The following is a 14,789-nucleotide window of genomic DNA, read 5'->3' as shown; positions in this document are numbered from 1 at the left end:
GAAGCTTATTCCTTCGGCAGCTTGTAGACGAAGACCGAGTTGCCCGAACCGGTCGGCAGCGGGATCTCGGGGAAGGCCGAGGAGATCGAGCTCGCCGAGTTGCTGTAGCCGGTTGGGATGGCGACATACTGCTCGCCGTCGATCTCGTAGGTCATTGGGTAACCACCGATCGGGGCGTTCAGGCGCTGTTCCCAGAGCACTTCGCCGGTGTCCTGATCCCAGGCCTTGACGTAGCGGGCAGCGTCGCCGCCGAACACCAGACCACCGCCGGTTGCCAGAACCGAGCTGGTCATGGACGGACGCTCACGCGCCTGCCACTTGGATTCGGCCTGAATCGGGTTGATGTCCAGCGCCTGCAGCAGGCCGGCATCGGTGATGCCCTCAGGCAGAACGCGCGGGCCGAACTTGACCGCACCAACGGCATTGCCGGCGGTGAATTCGGTCTGGGTCGGCGCAACGGTGTTGCAAGCCTCGGTCAGGGGCACGAAGAAGGTCTGGGTCAGCGGGCTGTAGGAGCCGGCCTGCCAGAGCTTGCCGCCCGACACCGAAGTACACACCAGGTGTTCCTGGCCAACGGCTTCGGAGATCAGGTCCTCGTTGATGTGCACGGTGCCGTCAGGATCAACGCCGGTGACGACGTTCTGAACAACGGTTTCCTTGTGCCACAGATACTTGCCAGTGTCGCGGTCAAGGCCGAAGGCGATGCCGTTCTTGCCGGGAACGCTGATCAGCAGGTGATGCATCTCGCCGTCGATTTCCTGGTCAACCAGGATACGCTCAAACGGGCTGTCCAGATCCCAGTTATCGCGCGGCAGGTGCTGGTAGTACCACTTCAGCTCGCCCGTATCGGCGTCGAGAGCCAGGGTCGAGTTGGTGTAGAGCACGTTGCCGTCACCCGAACCGCGGATCAGCTCGGCATAGGGGCCGGGCATACCAATGCCCCAGAAGGTGGTGTTGGTGCGAGCGTCATAGGCACCGGTTGCCCAGGGCGTACCGCCCCAACGGTTTTCCGGCGGCACTTCGCCCCAGCTTGCCTGCTGCTCAGGATTGTTGGGGTCATCGATGGTGTTGAAGCGCCACAGCTCTTCGCCAGTGTTGGCGTCGTGAGCCAGGATAAAGCAACCACCGGCGGTGCCGGCGATCGAGCAGCCCGAGATGGCCGAGATGATCTTGTCCTTAACGATCAGCGGCCCAATCGTGTAGGAATAGCCCAGGTTGTAATCGAGAACCTGCTTTTCCCACACAACCTTGCCGTCTGCTGCGTTGAGCATGACGATCTTGGCGTCGGGCGTGGTCAGAACGATCTTGTCCTCATAAAGAGCGATCGAGTTCTTCTGGCGGCGAGCCTGGTTGGCCTGGTAGCTCCACGAGGTCGGGATCTCGGGCATGGCATGGCGGTACTGCCAGATCAGGTCGCCGGTCTTGGCGTCGAGCGCCTCGACGATAGCGTTGCTGGTCTGCAGGAACATTACGCCGTCATGCACCAGGGGAGCGGTTTCCTGGATGCCGGCTTCAGCCATAGGCCAGGCCCAAGCGAGTTCGAGATCCTTGACCGTGTCCTTGTTGACCAGATCGAGCGGGCTGTAGCCCTGGTTGTCGCGGGTGCCACGCCACATCAGCCATTCTTCAGCTGGAGGGTTTTCCAGCATTTCTTCGGTGACGGGCTTGTAGTCTTCGCGCACGCCCTGGGCGAAAGCTGCGCCGGACAATGCCATCATGGCTGTCGTCGCCACCAAGACTGATTTCAAAACACCGATTTTCATCGATTCTCTCCAATGGTGCGCGTCGCGGACGCGCTTAGATGCAGTGAGTTAGTTGGTTGCCCCGGGCAATGGCTTGCCATAGGTGAAAGCCTGCGGAACGGCCGGTTCAGCCGCCGCAGTAGGCGCAGCTGCTGCCGCTGGTGGCGCGCCACCAGGCAATTGCTTGCCCCAGGTGAAGGCCTGCGGCACGGTCGTCTCCGGCGTGGCAGTCGCAGCTTCAGCCGGAGCAGACGGCGTGGCAGCGGCGCCAGCTGCGGTTTCTTCCGGCAGCGAGATGGATGCCAACAGTTCCGGATCGGCAGTCATGGGCGTGTCCCCGGGCTGAGCGCCGTTGAACGACATGATGTAGGCGACGATGTTGACATAGACGTCTTCGCCGAGCAGGCCGGGGGCCGAAGGCGGCATGGCGACGCTGATGAAGTCATAAAGACCGGCAGCGGTATACCAGTTCTGCATTACGTCGCGTCCGGCCAAGCCGGGGGCATCGGGGCCCTCAAGCTGGAAGCCGTGGCATTGTGCGCAGTTGGAATCGTACGAGGACTTCCCCGCTTCCGCTTGTTCCGCCGTAAAGCCGGCGGCAGTGGCAGCGCCACTCCCAAGCAGCCCGAGGGTCAGCGACAACAATGTGGCGCTGACAAATAGCCCTTTGGATCTTTCGATCACGATAACCTCCCAAAGGTGGTGAGTTGGATGGCACGCCCGTGAGCGCGCCCGAAGCGATAGTGGTCATATCGTTGCACCGGCACGCCTAAACCTCAAACCCGCCGGCTTCAATAGGTAACTGAGGCGTAACGATGCGAAGTTCAGATTGCTTTCGCGTATAGCTACAATGAGCCTTGTTCAGGAAGAACCCCGCCTAGCCTGTAGCGTTCCCGCAGATTATCGAGGGATCCGCTTTCCTGCAGGTGCTCCATTGCCGCCCGAACGGCGCGCATCAGCGTCTGGTCGCCTTTCCACAAGCCGAGAGCCATCTGGTAGCGCGGCAGATCCTGCGCCGGGAGCCATGACAGCGTGAAGTCAGGCGGCAGGCTCCCAATGGCGCTCGCCGCGAATCGCTCGGCAAATCCCACCTGCGCCCTCCCCTCGCTTAGCGCACGGGTCAGCTCATCGGGGCCGCTGACCAATACGGGCCGCAGTCCGTGCGCGCGCAGCCAGCTCGACAGGGCCAGGCGGTCAAGACCGCTGGAGCCCGGCAGCACGGCCGCGGCAGCACCCCCAGATGGCAGTTCTCCGTTGGGCGCGATAGCCACCCAGCCGGTTTCGGCCGTGGTGGGGATGGTCTGGAGAAACCCGCGCGTTTGCAGCGTGTCGGTCAGGCCACCCGCGATCATGTCGCACTGGGCGCGGGAAAGTTGCCAATTGCGTGGATTGAAGTCGCGGCCCATCGATGGGAGGGCATTGACGATGAGCCGAACACCGATGAAATCGGCGATATGCTGGGCCAGCTCGATGTCGAACCCAGGTTGCGCGGGATCACCGGTGACCAGAGGCGGATAGCGCGGGGGGACGCAGAGTTTGAGGACCCCCGCCTGCCGCCGCTCCTTGAGCGAAGTGTCGGGCGGCAGGAAGCTCACGGCAAACAGCAGCGCCGCGATCAGCGCGAGGTTGGCCGCTGCCCGCAGCCAGCGATGCGGGCGCTTCGTGCTCATGACCGGCCGAAATCCACGAGGGCCAGCACAAAGAACGCGATGGCCATGCCGACCACGATCGCGGGGCCATAGCTGGGCGTGAACTGATTAAAGCCGATCAGCACCCCTCGCAGCGTATCGACCGCATAGGTGATCGGATTGATTTGCACCAGGAACACCAGCCATTCCGGGTAGCTGGCGGTGGTCTGGGTGCGGCTGAGGGCCGGGTCGAGCGGAAACACCGAGGACGAGGTGAAATAAAGCGGCAGAATCAGCGTGTTGGAGAAAACCCCGAAGCCTTCAAAACTGCGCACCCGAGCCGCGAGGATCACCCCAAAGCAGGTCAGCCCGAAGGACAGCAGGAACATGAAGGCCAGAGCCGTCACCACCTGTTCTGGCGTCATGGTGACATCGGCAAACCGGGCCAGGATCAGCACCACCGCGCCATGCAGCGTCGCGACCGTGCTACCGCCCAGCACCTTGCCGAGCAGGACCAGCGGCTTGGGCATGGGCGAAACCAGCACTTCCCGGAGAAAGCCGAATTCACGATCCCAGATCACCGACACCGCGAACTGGATCGAGGTGTACATGATGTTGAGCACGATAACGGCGGGGAACAGGAACTGCAGATAGGTATAGGGGATGACATAGCGCACCTCCCCATAGACCTCGCCGCGGAAATAAGGATTGAGCCCGACGCCCAGGATCAGCAGCCAGATGAGCGGGCGGCTGACGCCGCCGATCATCTGGCCGCGATCGCGCGTTGCGCGGGTGACCTCGCGCAGCCACACGCCATAAACGCCGCGCAGCAGGGGCAATATGGCGTTCATGCTGTGCCTCGCAGATGGGGTTTGCCAGCGCGGGGTTGAACGGCCGATGGCCACGGATGACGCTGAGGGAGGAGGAAAGGCACGGACATGATCATCGCCGCCCTGCCCTTCTGCCGGCCGCCTGCTCGGCATCGCGGCGGCCAGCAGCGCGGTCGCGCAGCTCGGTTCCGGTCAGGGCGAGAAACACGCTTTCAAGGCTTGGTTGTTCCAGGCGCATTTCGCTGAGTTGGCTGCCAAAGCTGGCCAGGAACTGGTCGACAAAGCCATCGCCGGCAACGGGTACAGCCAAGCGGTTACTGCCCAGATCCCGCGTCTCGGGAAAACGGGCAAGGATCGCCGTCCGCACAGTGTCGTCCCTGGGCACGACATGGATCCAGCTCCGGCCATGGGCAAGCTTGAGTTCGGCGGGACTGCCCTGGTTCACGATGACGCCATTGTTGATTATGCACACCTGATCAGCGGTCTCCACCTCCTCGATATAGTGGGTCGTGGTGAGTACCGTCAGTTCGCGCTCGCGGCGCAGTTGATCGAGATATTGCCAGATGCGCTCGCGCGTTTGGGCATCAAGGCCAACCGTGGGCTCATCGAGAAACAGGATGGCTGGGTTGTGTAGCAGCGCCCGGGCGATCTCGAGGCGCCGGCGCATGCCGCCCGAAAAGCTGCGCACGATGGCATCGCGCCAGTCTTCCAGCTCAACCAGGGCCAGCATCTCGCCGATGCGCTGCCGCCGGTCGCGGGCGGGCATGCCATAAACGAGGCCATGGAAGTTGAGGTTCTCATAGGCGCTCAGGCGATCATCGAGGCTGGAGTCCTGAAACACGACCCCGATGCGCTTGCGCGCGGCCGTCGGACTGCGCCTGACATCAATGCCATCCACCTCGGCGGTGCCGCTGTCGGCCTTCCGCAGCGTACACAATATGCTGATCAGCGTGGTCTTGCCGGCCCCGTTTGGACCCAACAGGGCAAAGCTGGAACCGCGCGCGATGGTGAGGGATACCTTGTCGAGCGCCAGTTTCCCGGCATAGCTATGCGACAAATTGTCAACGAAAACAGAGGGTATAGTCACTTCCGGCCCCCTCCCGAGGTGGGCAAATCTACGCGAACCGCCCCGCCCAAACCTGTGGTAGCGCTAGGATTTCTGTGAAAACGGATCATGCGTGCTTTTGCGTCATAGAGGGGGCGAGAGCAAGCGCTGAAGAACCTGTTCACAGGTGCGGTCCGGTTGGCAAACCACATTTCATTTCCTATCTGAACCTCAGACGCCGGTGGCATTCACTTTCGATAAGTGACTGACATGCGGGAACACCACGGCGTACTTCCGGTTGTAGTAGTAGTTCCTTCAGGAGGCTAAAATTCGTATTCTCAAAACTCTCGGTCTTGCGGCCGTAGCGGTATCCGCTTTCGCACTCCCCGCTTTCGCTGCTGACCATCAGGTCCAGATGCTCAACAAGGGCGAGGACGGCACGATGGTGTTCGAGCCAGCGCTGACCGAAATTGCCGTTGGCGACACTGTCACCTTCGTGCCCACCGACAAGGGCCACAACGCCGAAACCATTGCCGGCATGCTGCCCGAAGGCGCTACCCCGTTTAAGGGCAAGCTCAATGAAGAAATCACCGTGACCTTCGACACCGAAGGTGTTTACGGCGTCAAGTGCGCTCCGCACTTCGGCATGGGCATGGTGGCCCTGGTTGTTGTCGGCGAGCCGACCAATCTGGAAGAAGCCAAGAGCGTCAAGGTTCCGCCCAAGGCACAGTCGCGTTTCGACGCCATGTATGCTGAGCTGGCCGAATAATCTGTTTGGCTACGCGGCTCTTCCGGGTCGAGTTGCCACTATCTGATTAAAAGCCTGCCGCTCTTTCGGGAGCGGCAGGCTTTTTTGTAGAGGCGGAAAGGACCTATTCGGGCTTTGCGTCCTCGGGCAGCATTTCCAGATGCATGTTCAAGGCGGGCAGGCTTGCTGCAGCATATTCCTTGATCGGGCCGGCTTCGCCAGCCTCGGCATAGGACGAGAACAGTGAAATCGCGTCCTGATGGGCCTGATACTGCATCTTGAGATAGTCCATGTCGAAGTCGGTCGAGGCTTCAAGCGTGTCCATCATCTGTTGATGCACCGGATCAAGCACGGTTGGCACCGCAATCTCGATGCCGGTCGCGGCTACCGCATCCGTCAGGGCTTCGGAATTGGCGGTGTGCTCATCGATCATGTGCTGGGCGAATTCCTTGACGTCGTCGCGCTCGGCTTTTTCCAGCGCCAGCTTGCTGGACTCGATTTCAAAGGTGCCGGAAAAGCCAGCCTGTTCGATGAACTGGGGCGTCTCCACCGGCGTGCGCGCCGTTGTGCTGGCGGATGGGTTTGCGGCCGGGGCCGCGCCACCGGCGGCAGGAGCGGCGTCCTGGGCAAAAGCCGTGCCGGACATCAGAACAAGGGCAGCTAGGGCTAGAATTCGCATCGTCGTCTCCTCTGTGTGTGTCCTTCAGGAACGACTGGAGATTCCCTTTGTTCCGATGTGCGCGGTTAGGGAGAGCTACAGGAAGCAACTCGGCGACCAGCCAACACTAAAAGCGTGCAAGATCGCTCCCTGCAGGGGTGTTCGACCCGTCGCAATGGCGTTAGCTTGAGCTAACCTGTTCCGCCAGTTGAGATCCGTCAATGAACACCAGTGCCGTCTTCGCCCGTGTCGTTGCCGCCGTAGGCGCGGTTGCCGTTGCCGTCCGCCACTCGGGCGACGGCCCCCGCCCGCCGGTTTACGGCACTGCCCCCACCATTCCGGCGCCAAAGCCACAGGGCAGCATCCCAACCCTCAAGATGCCGACGGCGAAAGGCTGGGAACCGGGGCACACCCCGACAGCCGCAGCCGGGCTCAAGGTCAATGCCTTTGCGGGCAAGCTCGACCACCCGCGCAACATGCATGTGCTGCCCAATGGCGATGTGCTGGTGGCGGAATCCATGGGCGAATCGGGGGAGCCGAAGTCGCTGTTCGACCATGCGATGTCGAGCACGATGAAGCGCGCCAAGGCTTCGGGCAGGAGCCCCAATCGCATTACCCTCTTGCGCGATGCGGACGAGGATGGGGTGGCCGAAATCCGGCATGTGTTCATCGACAATGTGCGCCAGCCCTATGGCATGGTGCTGATCGGCGACACGCTTTATGTCGGTGCGAGCGACGCGGTGCTGGCCTATCCCTACGAAGCGGGCGCCACCCAGATCACCGCGGCACCCCGCAAGCTCATGAGCACCAAGCCGGGCGGGCACTGGACGCGCAACCTCATCGCCAGCGCCGATGGCTCCAAGCTTTATGTGGCCGTGGGCTCGCTCAGCAATATCGGTGACGCGGGCATGGAAGCCGAAATCGATCGCGCCTGCATCCACGAACTGGACCTCGCGACCGGCCAATCGCGCATCTTTGCCGGTGGTCTGCGCAATCCGGTGGGTCTGGCTTGGCAGCCGAGCAATGGTTCGCTCTGGACCGTGGTCAACGAGCGCGACGGCTTGGGCGATGAGACCCCGCCCGATTACCTGACCTCAGTGCGCGATGGCGGCTTTTATGGCTGGCCCTACAGCTATTGGGGTCAAACCGTAGATGACCGGGTGCCCCAGGACGCGACCAAGGTCGCGACGGCCCTCGCGCCCGATTATGCGCTGGGCGGGCACACCGCGTCGCTCGGCCTTTGTTGGCTGCCGGAAGGTACCCTGCCCGGCTTCCCAGCGGGCATGGCCATCGGCCAGCATGGTTCGTGGAACCGCAGCACGCTCAGCGGCTACAAACTCTGTTTCGTCGCCTTCGAGAACGGCAAGCCAGTTGGCCTGCCCCGCGACATTCTCACCGGCTTCCTGTCGGCCGACGAGAAGTTCTCCTTTGGCCGGCCGGTGGGCGTGGCCATTGCTGCCGACAAGTCGGTGCTGATGGCGGACGACGTGGGTGATGTGATCTGGCGCATCACCGGCGCCTGAACGTAAAACTGGAGTTCCGCAGGCGCGGAACTCCAGTTCTTTTTGTGTTTTCGATGCCGGGCTTAGTTGGGCGCGAGGCCGAAATTGCCTTCGCTGCACTGCTCGATCGAGAGCTTTTCCAGATCGATGGTGCCGTCTGCAGTCCAAAGCTCGCTTGAGAGTTCCACGGCCGCGTCAGCGGCCGCTTCGCCGCCAGCTTCCTTGTTGGGCTCATCGGCTGCGGCCTCGGCCACGGGGGAAGTGGTTTCGCCCTTGCGCATCTCGTCGCATTTTGCCTGGACCCCGGCCACCTGATCGGCGGGAACGGCCTTGCCGGCGATCCGGTGCTCTTCCTGGGCAAAGGCGGCGCCTGGCAGGACCATTACGGCGGCGAGAGCGAGGGACAAAGCTGTTCTGGTGATCATCGCGTTTTCTCCATTGCGCGTGCAGTTTGCGTAAAGCGGCAGCAGGCAGCTTTGGTTGCGGTCACTCAGCACAGGCGGCGATCAAGACTGCGGTAGTTACGACTTCGCCTGCTGCGGACCCGACCCGGCTATCGCGCACTGCGAAATCGCAATATCGTCAAGCACCTTGGCCTCGCTCGGCTGCTGAGCAGCGCCGCCATGTCTCTTCAGGCTGAGGTGTCGGCCATAGGCCTCGGGCGAAAGCAGGTTCAAGGCGCCCGCACCGATCATGATGACGAGCCCAACTATGCCAATGCCATCCAGGTACTCGCCGTAGAACAGCGCCCCCAGCCCCAGGGCCCACAGCATCTGGGTATATTGGGCGGGCGCCACCTGGTTGGCTGGCGCCAGCCTGGTGGCCCCAATAAAGGTCAGGTGTCCGACGCCGCCCATGGTGCCGATCAGGGCCAGCACCGCAAGCTGGGGCAAGGTTGGCAGGCTGCTGCCCCAGATGATCATGCCGATCCCATTCAGGACCAGTGCGTAGAGCGTCACCGTGGCGAAGATGCTCAGCCGATGCTCGCGCGGCGCGAGGGAGCGGAGCACAACCGTATTAGTCGCCGTGAAAAAGGCACAGGCCAGCGCCGCCAGGTGGCCAAGCTGCAATTCGCGGAACCCGGGACGCACAACGATCAGCACGCCGACAAAGCTAAGCACCAGCAAGAGCCAGCGATAGCGCGGAATGGCTTCGGCGAGGAGCATAGCTGACAGCAGCACCACGAAAATAGGCGCGAGGAAAGCCAGGGAATATACTTCGGCGAGCGGCACATGAGTGAAGGCATAAATCACGCAGCCAGAGCCAAGCACGCCGGAAAGGCCGCGAATATTGAGCAACAATGGATTGTTGAACTGCAAGACGTCGCGCCAGCGCTCCTTGCGGGCTTTGCTCAAAAGCGCCGGTCCTACGGCAAACAACGAGGTGAAAAAGCCGATCTCGAACACGCTGAGCTCCCCGCCCAGGCTCTTGATCGAGGCATCGGAACAGGAGAACAGGCCGTAGGCCAGAAGAGCGAGAATGACACCGGGGGACATGGGGAACCAAGCGTTGAGCGACAGACCAACGGCATGCCGTCTCTGCGGTTTCCCAATGCTAATCAGGATTAGCAAGCATAGCGAGACACTATCGACAGCAAACGGCAAAAACAGCGCCCGGCCCCCAGGCATGACATTTGACGTGATTACTCGGGGCGGCCGGATGTAAGCTCGTGCAATTGAACCCGGGAGCGAGTGGCGGAGCGGGAAGTTCGCTCCATCCAAAATGGAGGCCTCCCATGCCTTCCTCAAGCGGCGAAACCAGGAAGACCTGGCCGGCAATATGGAACGGCATCAAGTGCCGCTGCCCTCGATGCGGCGAGGGCTGGCTCTTCCACCATTATCTTGAGCAGGTTGATCAATGCGCCGTGTGCGGCGAGCCGCTCGCCAATTACCGGGTAGGCCTGATCCTGCCTCTCCTCGTCATCACGGTGGTGGGCCATATCATCGGCTTTGTGATGCTGGAGATGGAGCTCAGGGGCGCTGGCAGCCCACTTGTCTACATCTATGTCCTCGTACCGCTCGCCATCATCATCCCCCTCGCCATCCTGCCATCGAGCAAGGGAGCAATCATCGGCCTACTCTGGGCAAATGGTTGGAGCGACGAACAGGATCGGTGATCGTGCGTGTGGAGAAGTGGGGCTGCCGGCGTCTGGCGCGCAGGGGAACGGCTAAGCTGTGACCGGCGCTTTTGCCCGCTCAACTGCTCGTTTTGGATTGTCTGGTAAGTGCCGTAACTCTCCGCTGGGGAGTTTTTCTGGTGCCGGCAGCAGGGTTCGAACCCGCGACCCCCTGATTACAAATCAGGTGCTCTACCAGCTGAGCTATACCGGCGCCGAGGGCCCTCTAGCATTGCGGGCGCCTGCGGGCAATGGGCTATTGCAGCGACCCACAGGAGCGGCGGTCCCGCGAGACTGCTGGCACGGGCCTGCTTCACATGTTAGGCAGACGCGTTTCCTTTGGAGTGCAGCTTTGGCCGCGTCAGCCCCGCCTCGAATTTGCTTTGTCACCAATGGCACTCCCGACGCGGAGGCCGCTGCGCAGCGGCTGCGGCAGCGCTACGGCGATTACCCGATAGACCAGACCGACTATGTCGTGGCGCTGGGTGGCGATGGCTTGATGCTGCAAACCCTGCATCAGGTGATGCGGCGCGACATCCCGGTTTACGGCATGAATTTCGGCTCGGTCGGGTTCATGATGAACGTCTTTTCCGAAGACGGGCTCGACGAGCGCCTGGCGGCCGTGCAGCAGACCCGTATCTATCCGCTGTCCATGCAGGTGCTCGATGTGGCGGGCAACACGCAAACAGCCCTGGCGCTCAACGAGGTGTCGCTGTTCCGCTCGTCCTATCAGGCCGCCAAGATCCAGATCATCGTGGACGGGGAGATCCGGCTCGAGGAGTTGATCTGCGATGGGGCGCTGCTGTCAACGCCCGCCGGTTCAACAGCTTACAATCTCTCCGCCCACGGCCCGATCCTGCCGATCGAGGCCCCACTGCTGGCTTTGACGCCGATTTCGCCGTTCCGGCCGCGCCGCTGGCGTGGTGCTATCCTGTCCAACAGGGCGGTGGTGAAATTCGTCACTCGGGAAGCGGCCAAGCGCCCCGTCAGCGCAGTTGCTGACAATGTCGAGTTTCAGAACGTGCTCGAAGTCACCGTGCACGAAGATCGCTCGCATGGGGTGACGCTGTTGTTCGACCCCGGCACCAGCCTTGAAGAGCGGGTGCTGAGCGAGCAGTTCCGCTTCTAGCGGTTCAGGCTGCGGGCAGCGCTATCGGCTCGACCACCGGGGCAGGCAGCGCGCGATCAAGGCTGGCTTCCTCGGCAAAGGCGGCCATGACCCCGCGGGCGGCCTGGCGTGCCAAGGGGATGTTCTGCTCGCTGAGGTATGCAAAAGCCTCTTCGAGCTCGGCCGGGATGACACCGGCATGCTCGGCGATCAACTCTTCCGTCAGCGCCGTAACCACATAATGGCGAGCGGCAGCATCATCGACAAGATCGGTAGCGCGGGCATGCAGCACAAGGCGGGCGAGGAGGTTGCCCACCCCCTGCCCCAGCCCACATCGAGACAACAGCGCATGCAGCGCAGGCCGGCTGCCGCGCTCAAGAATGGCGAGCACCTTGGCATGCGGTACATCGCTGAGTTCGGCGAGGCACGCGGCGAAAAACATCACGTGACCGGTGACCATGGCATGCAGCAAGACGCGAGCATTAATCCGCGAGGTCTCCACCAGAGCCGAAACATAGTTGGATGGCCCGGCAACGGCTTCACGTTCCCCGATCGAGGATACCGCAGTGTCCTCGCTGTTGCGGAGCAGGCGGTTGAGCCGCTCGGTGGCAAGCGATCCCTTGACCACGCGGCAATTGCGCAAGGCTGCGCTGATTTTTTGCACCAGCAGCAGGCGCGCATCGGCCGGCAGGTCGTCGCGGGCCAGCAGCGCCCCGCGGAACTGCGCTTCATCCCCATGCGTCGCGGCCAGGTTCGAGAGTAGCGGCGCCGGCAAATCAATCTCCGTTCGCCGCAGCAGCCGCAGCGTAATGGGCCGGTCGCCACAGGACACCAGCGCCGCCGCCAGGCGCGGGCTGATGCGGTCGCGCTCGCTGATCGCCAGCAGCAGGCCGGGCTCGGCGGATTGTACCAGGCCGAACAGGTCGGCATCGATCAGTACGGGAGAATATTGGAGCACGGCGCGCGCGATCACGGCGCTGTCGTGCAGCAGTGCCAGGATGATCGGACGGGGCGCGTCGGACGAGTGAAGCAGTCCATAGGCTAGCGCTGCGCGTACCTTGACCGAGGGATCATCCAGAAAACCGATCAAGGCAGCATAAAGCGCGGCCTGTTCATCGGCGGGACCATGGTGGTTGAGATAAGCGATCGCCGACAAATGTGCGGCGCGACCTCGATCCTCGCTATCGGGGGACTGACACAGCGACACGAACTCCTGATAGCCAACCATGACTCACTCCGCACACACGCGCAGAAAGTTCTAAGTCACGGAGACTTAAGGAAACGTTCACCATGATAGCGGTGCAATCAAGTGCCTGTCAGGAGGGCGAAAAGGTGGAGCGCCAGATGCGCCAAGCTGATCACGGCCAGCCAACTCGCCACCAGCAAGCCGACAAACACCCATCCTGGCGGGATGCTCAACTCGTGGCTAGGCGCGAACGGAACAGAATGATGGCGCATGGCAGGCCTCCCGGCTGCTGTGTCAGCGTTTTGACAGGAACGTCATGACGCCAACCGGGTTCCGATTCATGTCAGGGGGCGTAGAGCTGGGTGAAAAAGGCCGAGCCTGGCTCCGGGGCAATCTCGGGCGCAGGCGAGGTGCCTTGGTTGGTGAACAGGCCCGTGAACGACATATTGGCCGGCGAAAAGCGTGAGGGCACCACCTCCGGTGCCGGCACCGCGGATGGTGGCGCTACACCTGTCAACTGCTGGGCCGCGAAACTCGCATTGGCGCCGCCCGCTTCATGCTTGGACACCAGCACCCGATAAACGTCACGGATCGTGCGCGGTTGGCCATCGGCATAAAAGATCGCGCGATTGGCCGAGGCCTGGCGGGGAAACAGGTTCGCGGCGATCTGATCGGGGTTCTGCAAACCCGCGGTGAACATGCGCTCGGCGCCCTGCGCCCCAAGGAAATGGGCAATATAGAGCTCGCCCGCGCTGGGCATGCGGCCGAAACGGGATTGCAGGTAGTCGCCATTGGTCTTGGTGAAGGCCGCGGCGAGATCGGCGGCGATCTGCGGGTCTTCCCGCAATTTCAGAATCTGTTGGCGGGCCTGGGGGTCGGCGATGAAGTAGTCGCCCTCGCTGTTACGCTGGATGGCATTGGCATAATCGCCATAGCCAAGCCGGGGGCCCTGCTCCTTCATCACCTGCATCCAGGTGCTTTCGAGAAACTGGAACAGCCCGGTGGCCGAGGAGGTCTGCGCCTTGGCCTGCGGATTGAGGCTGCTTTCACGAATGGCGGTTTGCAGCAGATAATCAAAATCGACGCCGTTGCGGTCGCCGGCGGCATTGAGCACATAAGCCAGGCTTTGTGGCACTGCGATTGGTTGAACGCCCATGCGCGGCACGGTTCCAGAAACTTGCCCCTGGACTAAGCGACGGATATGGTTAACGCCGCGTTAAGGCTCAAGCCTTGGTGGCCAGGGGAGCACCCTCGTCCCCGGTATTTCTTGAGGTCCACGCCGTGTGGAAGTTCGATTCGATATCCTGCACCAGCACTTCCACGTCCTCGCCGTCGTTGTACTCGGCCTGGGCCGCAGCGATGGCGATCTCGATGGCTTCTTCCTTGCTGGTGAACGGACCCTGGTCGGTGCCGCGATAGCTGACCTTCCATTGGCTTTCGCTGCGCGCAACGATGTAGTGATGCTCGGCCATGGCCATTCCTCCCTTTCCGCAACAACGCGGTGGGGAGGTTCTATGTTGCAGAAGGCGTCCAGCGCGTCACCACATCGGCAAGCGCCGGGCGGGGGCGATCCTCGATCGTTGCGGTAGGGGTGCCGATATGGACGAAGCCGACAAAGCGTTCGCCTGGCCGTGCACCAAGTGCGGCCGCGGCGGTTTCATCATAGCTATACCAGCGCGTAACCCACTGGGCGGCAAAGCCCATGGCATAGGCGGCATGAACAAGGTTGAAGGTGACATTGGCCGCCGACAGCAACTGTTCGAATTCAGGAATCTTGGGGTGTGGCTTAGCGGTGGAGAGCACGCCCACGGTCAGGGGCGCCGGCAAGAACTGGCGGCGCTCCAAATCCATAGCCACGGGCTCGATCGCAGGGTTCTTGGCTGCAGCAATTTCGGCCAGTTTCTCGCCGGCGGCCAGGCGATCTTCGCCTTGGATCAGAATCAGCCGCCAAGGCGCCAGCTTGCCATGATCAGGCACGCGGGTGGAGATTGTCAGCATTTGCTCGAGTTGCTCGGCGGTGGGCCCGGGCTCCTGGAGGAAAGCCATGCCCACCGACCGGCGGGTCAGAAGATAATCGAGCATGGCCTGGTTGGCGGGCATGGAAATTCTCCGTTGTTGGGGCTGCCATAGCAAGTGCGCCGGGACCGGGCCAGTCCAGAACCACACAAAATGGTAGCTATGCCCATGCCACTGTTTTCAACCGGGATGGTCTGTGACACAGCTTCT

17 protein-coding genes and 1 tRNA gene are annotated in these 14,789 nt (G+C 62.2%); 4 read left to right on the top strand and 14 right to left on the bottom strand.

Annotated elements, in window-relative coordinates; all coding sequences use genetic code 11:
- Positions 1 to 5: 5 nt before the first annotated feature.
- The 5 genes from ELX51_RS06970 to ELX51_RS06950 all read right to left on the bottom strand — a co-directional run bounded on the left by ELX51_RS06970 (position 6) and on the right by ELX51_RS06950 (position 5,287).
- A complete protein-coding gene (locus tag ELX51_RS06970) occupies positions 6 to 1,763 on the bottom strand; it encodes a PQQ-binding-like beta-propeller repeat protein (RefSeq protein WP_127752841.1) in 1,758 nt (585 codons plus the stop codon).
- Positions 1,764 to 1,811: 48 nt separating this feature from the next.
- The gene (locus ELX51_RS06965) at positions 1,812 to 2,426 is read right to left on the bottom strand and encodes a cytochrome c (RefSeq protein ID WP_164854790.1); all 615 of its coding nucleotides are present in this window, start codon (positions 2,424 to 2,426) and stop codon (positions 1,812 to 1,814) included.
- Between the two features lie 161 nt (positions 2,427 to 2,587).
- Entirely contained in the window at positions 2,588 to 3,412 is an 825-nt protein-coding gene (locus tag ELX51_RS06960) for a transporter substrate-binding domain-containing protein (protein ID WP_127752839.1), read from the bottom strand.
- Complete coding sequence (locus tag ELX51_RS06955; protein WP_127752838.1) at positions 3,409 to 4,221, bottom strand: ABC transporter permease; 813 nt, start codon at positions 4,219 to 4,221, stop codon at positions 3,409 to 3,411. The genes ELX51_RS06960 and ELX51_RS06955 overlap by 4 nt, the downstream gene beginning before the upstream one ends.
- Before the next feature lie 91 nt (positions 4,222 to 4,312).
- Positions 4,313 to 5,287: an ABC transporter ATP-binding protein gene (locus tag ELX51_RS06950; protein ID WP_248305272.1), complete on the bottom strand. Its 975-nt coding sequence runs from the start codon at positions 5,285 to 5,287 to the stop codon at positions 4,313 to 4,315.
- Positions 5,288 to 5,579: 292 nt separating this feature from the next.
- Between ELX51_RS06950 and ELX51_RS06945 the strand changes: the two genes are divergently transcribed.
- Positions 5,580 to 6,014: a pseudoazurin gene (locus tag ELX51_RS06945; RefSeq protein ID WP_248305326.1), complete on the top strand. Its 435-nt coding sequence runs from the start codon at positions 5,580 to 5,582 to the stop codon at positions 6,012 to 6,014.
- Positions 6,015 to 6,117: 103 nt separating this feature from the next.
- Here the strand turns inward: ELX51_RS06945 and ELX51_RS06940 are convergent, their stop codons facing one another.
- The gene (locus tag ELX51_RS06940) at positions 6,118 to 6,672 is read right to left on the bottom strand and encodes a DUF4142 domain-containing protein (protein ID WP_127752836.1); all 555 of its coding nucleotides are present in this window, start codon (positions 6,670 to 6,672) and stop codon (positions 6,118 to 6,120) included.
- A 200-nt stretch (positions 6,673 to 6,872) separates the two neighbouring features.
- On the opposite strand from ELX51_RS06940, the gene ELX51_RS06935 reads away from it, so the two are divergent.
- Positions 6,873 to 8,174: a sorbosone dehydrogenase family protein gene (locus ELX51_RS06935; RefSeq protein WP_127752835.1), complete on the top strand. Its 1,302-nt coding sequence runs from the start codon at positions 6,873 to 6,875 to the stop codon at positions 8,172 to 8,174.
- Between the two features lie 62 nt (positions 8,175 to 8,236).
- Here ELX51_RS06935 and ELX51_RS06930 read toward each other — a convergent pair whose 3' ends face one another.
- A complete protein-coding gene (locus tag ELX51_RS06930) occupies positions 8,237 to 8,578 on the bottom strand; it encodes a hypothetical protein (protein ID WP_127752834.1) in 342 nt (113 codons plus the stop codon).
- Between the two features lie 96 nt (positions 8,579 to 8,674).
- Positions 8,675 to 9,649, bottom strand: coding sequence for a DMT family transporter (locus tag ELX51_RS06925; RefSeq protein WP_164854789.1), 975 nt, complete (start codon positions 9,647 to 9,649; stop codon positions 8,675 to 8,677).
- A gap of 239 nt (positions 9,650 to 9,888) precedes the next feature.
- On the opposite strand from ELX51_RS06925, the gene ELX51_RS06920 reads away from it, so the two are divergent.
- Complete coding sequence (locus ELX51_RS06920) at positions 9,889 to 10,269, top strand: DUF983 domain-containing protein (protein ID WP_127752832.1); 381 nt, start codon at positions 9,889 to 9,891, stop codon at positions 10,267 to 10,269.
- A 138-nt stretch (positions 10,270 to 10,407) separates the two neighbouring features.
- On the opposite strand, the gene ELX51_RS06915 is transcribed toward ELX51_RS06920, so the two are convergent.
- Positions 10,408 to 10,483 (bottom strand) — tRNA-Thr (locus tag ELX51_RS06915).
- A 138-nt stretch (positions 10,484 to 10,621) separates the two neighbouring features.
- Here ELX51_RS06915 and ELX51_RS06910 point away from each other — a divergent pair.
- Positions 10,622 to 11,398, top strand: a complete 777-nt coding sequence (locus ELX51_RS06910) for an NAD kinase (RefSeq protein ID WP_164854788.1) — start codon at positions 10,622 to 10,624, stop codon at positions 11,396 to 11,398.
- Between the two features lie 4 nt (positions 11,399 to 11,402).
- On the opposite strand, the gene ELX51_RS06905 is transcribed toward ELX51_RS06910, so the two are convergent.
- The 5 genes from ELX51_RS06905 to ELX51_RS06890 form a co-directional block, all read right to left on the bottom strand.
- Entirely contained in the window at positions 11,403 to 12,605 is a 1,203-nt protein-coding gene (locus tag ELX51_RS06905; RefSeq protein ID WP_127752831.1) for a DUF2336 domain-containing protein, read from the bottom strand.
- Between the two features lie 77 nt (positions 12,606 to 12,682).
- On the bottom strand, positions 12,683 to 12,835 hold the full coding sequence (locus ELX51_RS20005) for a hypothetical protein (protein ID WP_164854787.1): 153 nt from the start codon (positions 12,833 to 12,835) through the stop codon (positions 12,683 to 12,685).
- A gap of 71 nt (positions 12,836 to 12,906) precedes the next feature.
- Entirely contained in the window at positions 12,907 to 13,719 is an 813-nt protein-coding gene (locus ELX51_RS06900; RefSeq protein WP_127752830.1) for a transglycosylase SLT domain-containing protein, read from the bottom strand.
- A gap of 67 nt (positions 13,720 to 13,786) precedes the next feature.
- Positions 13,787 to 14,035: a DUF2188 domain-containing protein gene (locus tag ELX51_RS06895; protein ID WP_164854786.1), complete on the bottom strand. Its 249-nt coding sequence runs from the start codon at positions 14,033 to 14,035 to the stop codon at positions 13,787 to 13,789.
- Positions 14,036 to 14,075: 40 nt separating this feature from the next.
- A complete protein-coding gene (locus tag ELX51_RS06890; RefSeq protein ID WP_127752828.1) occupies positions 14,076 to 14,663 on the bottom strand; it encodes a nitroreductase in 588 nt (195 codons plus the stop codon).
- Positions 14,664 to 14,789: the final 126 nt, after the last annotated feature.

The organism is Devosia sp. 1566, assembly GCF_004005995.1.
Lineage (GTDB): Bacteria > Pseudomonadota > Alphaproteobacteria > Rhizobiales > Devosiaceae > Devosia.
This window is presented reverse-complemented; position numbering and strand designations above follow the sequence as displayed.

Coding starts and splice junctions, on each gene's coding strand:
- ELX51_RS06970 (WP_127752841.1), bottom strand. CDS start 1,763: ATGAAAATCGGTGTTTTGAAATCAGTCTTGGTGGCGACGACAGCCATG.
- ELX51_RS06960 (WP_127752839.1), bottom strand. CDS start 3,412: ATGAGCACGAAGCGCCCGCATCGCTGGCTGCGGGCAGCGGCCAACCTC.
- ELX51_RS06955 (WP_127752838.1), bottom strand. CDS start 4,221: ATGAACGCCATATTGCCCCTGCTGCGCGGCGTTTATGGCGTGTGGCTG.
- ELX51_RS06940 (WP_127752836.1), bottom strand. CDS start 6,672: ATGCGAATTCTAGCCCTAGCTGCCCTTGTTCTGATGTCCGGCACGGCT.
- ELX51_RS06935 (WP_127752835.1), top strand. CDS start 6,873: ATGAACACCAGTGCCGTCTTCGCCCGTGTCGTTGCCGCCGTAGGCGCG.
- ELX51_RS06930 (WP_127752834.1), bottom strand. CDS start 8,578: ATGATCACCAGAACAGCTTTGTCCCTCGCTCTCGCCGCCGTAATGGTC.
- ELX51_RS06925 (WP_164854789.1), bottom strand. CDS start 9,649: ATGTCCCCCGGTGTCATTCTCGCTCTTCTGGCCTACGGCCTGTTCTCC.
- ELX51_RS06920 (WP_127752832.1), top strand. CDS start 9,889: ATGCCTTCCTCAAGCGGCGAAACCAGGAAGACCTGGCCGGCAATATGG.
- ELX51_RS06905 (WP_127752831.1), bottom strand. CDS start 12,605: ATGGTTGGCTATCAGGAGTTCGTGTCGCTGTGTCAGTCCCCCGATAGC.
- ELX51_RS20005 (WP_164854787.1), bottom strand. CDS start 12,835: ATGCGCCATCATTCTGTTCCGTTCGCGCCTAGCCACGAGTTGAGCATC.
- ELX51_RS06900 (WP_127752830.1), bottom strand. CDS start 13,719: ATGGGCGTTCAACCAATCGCAGTGCCACAAAGCCTGGCTTATGTGCTC.
- ELX51_RS06895 (WP_164854786.1), bottom strand. CDS start 14,035: ATGGCCGAGCATCACTACATCGTTGCGCGCAGCGAAAGCCAATGGAAG.
- ELX51_RS06890 (WP_127752828.1), bottom strand. CDS start 14,663: ATGCCCGCCAACCAGGCCATGCTCGATTATCTTCTGACCCGCCGGTCG.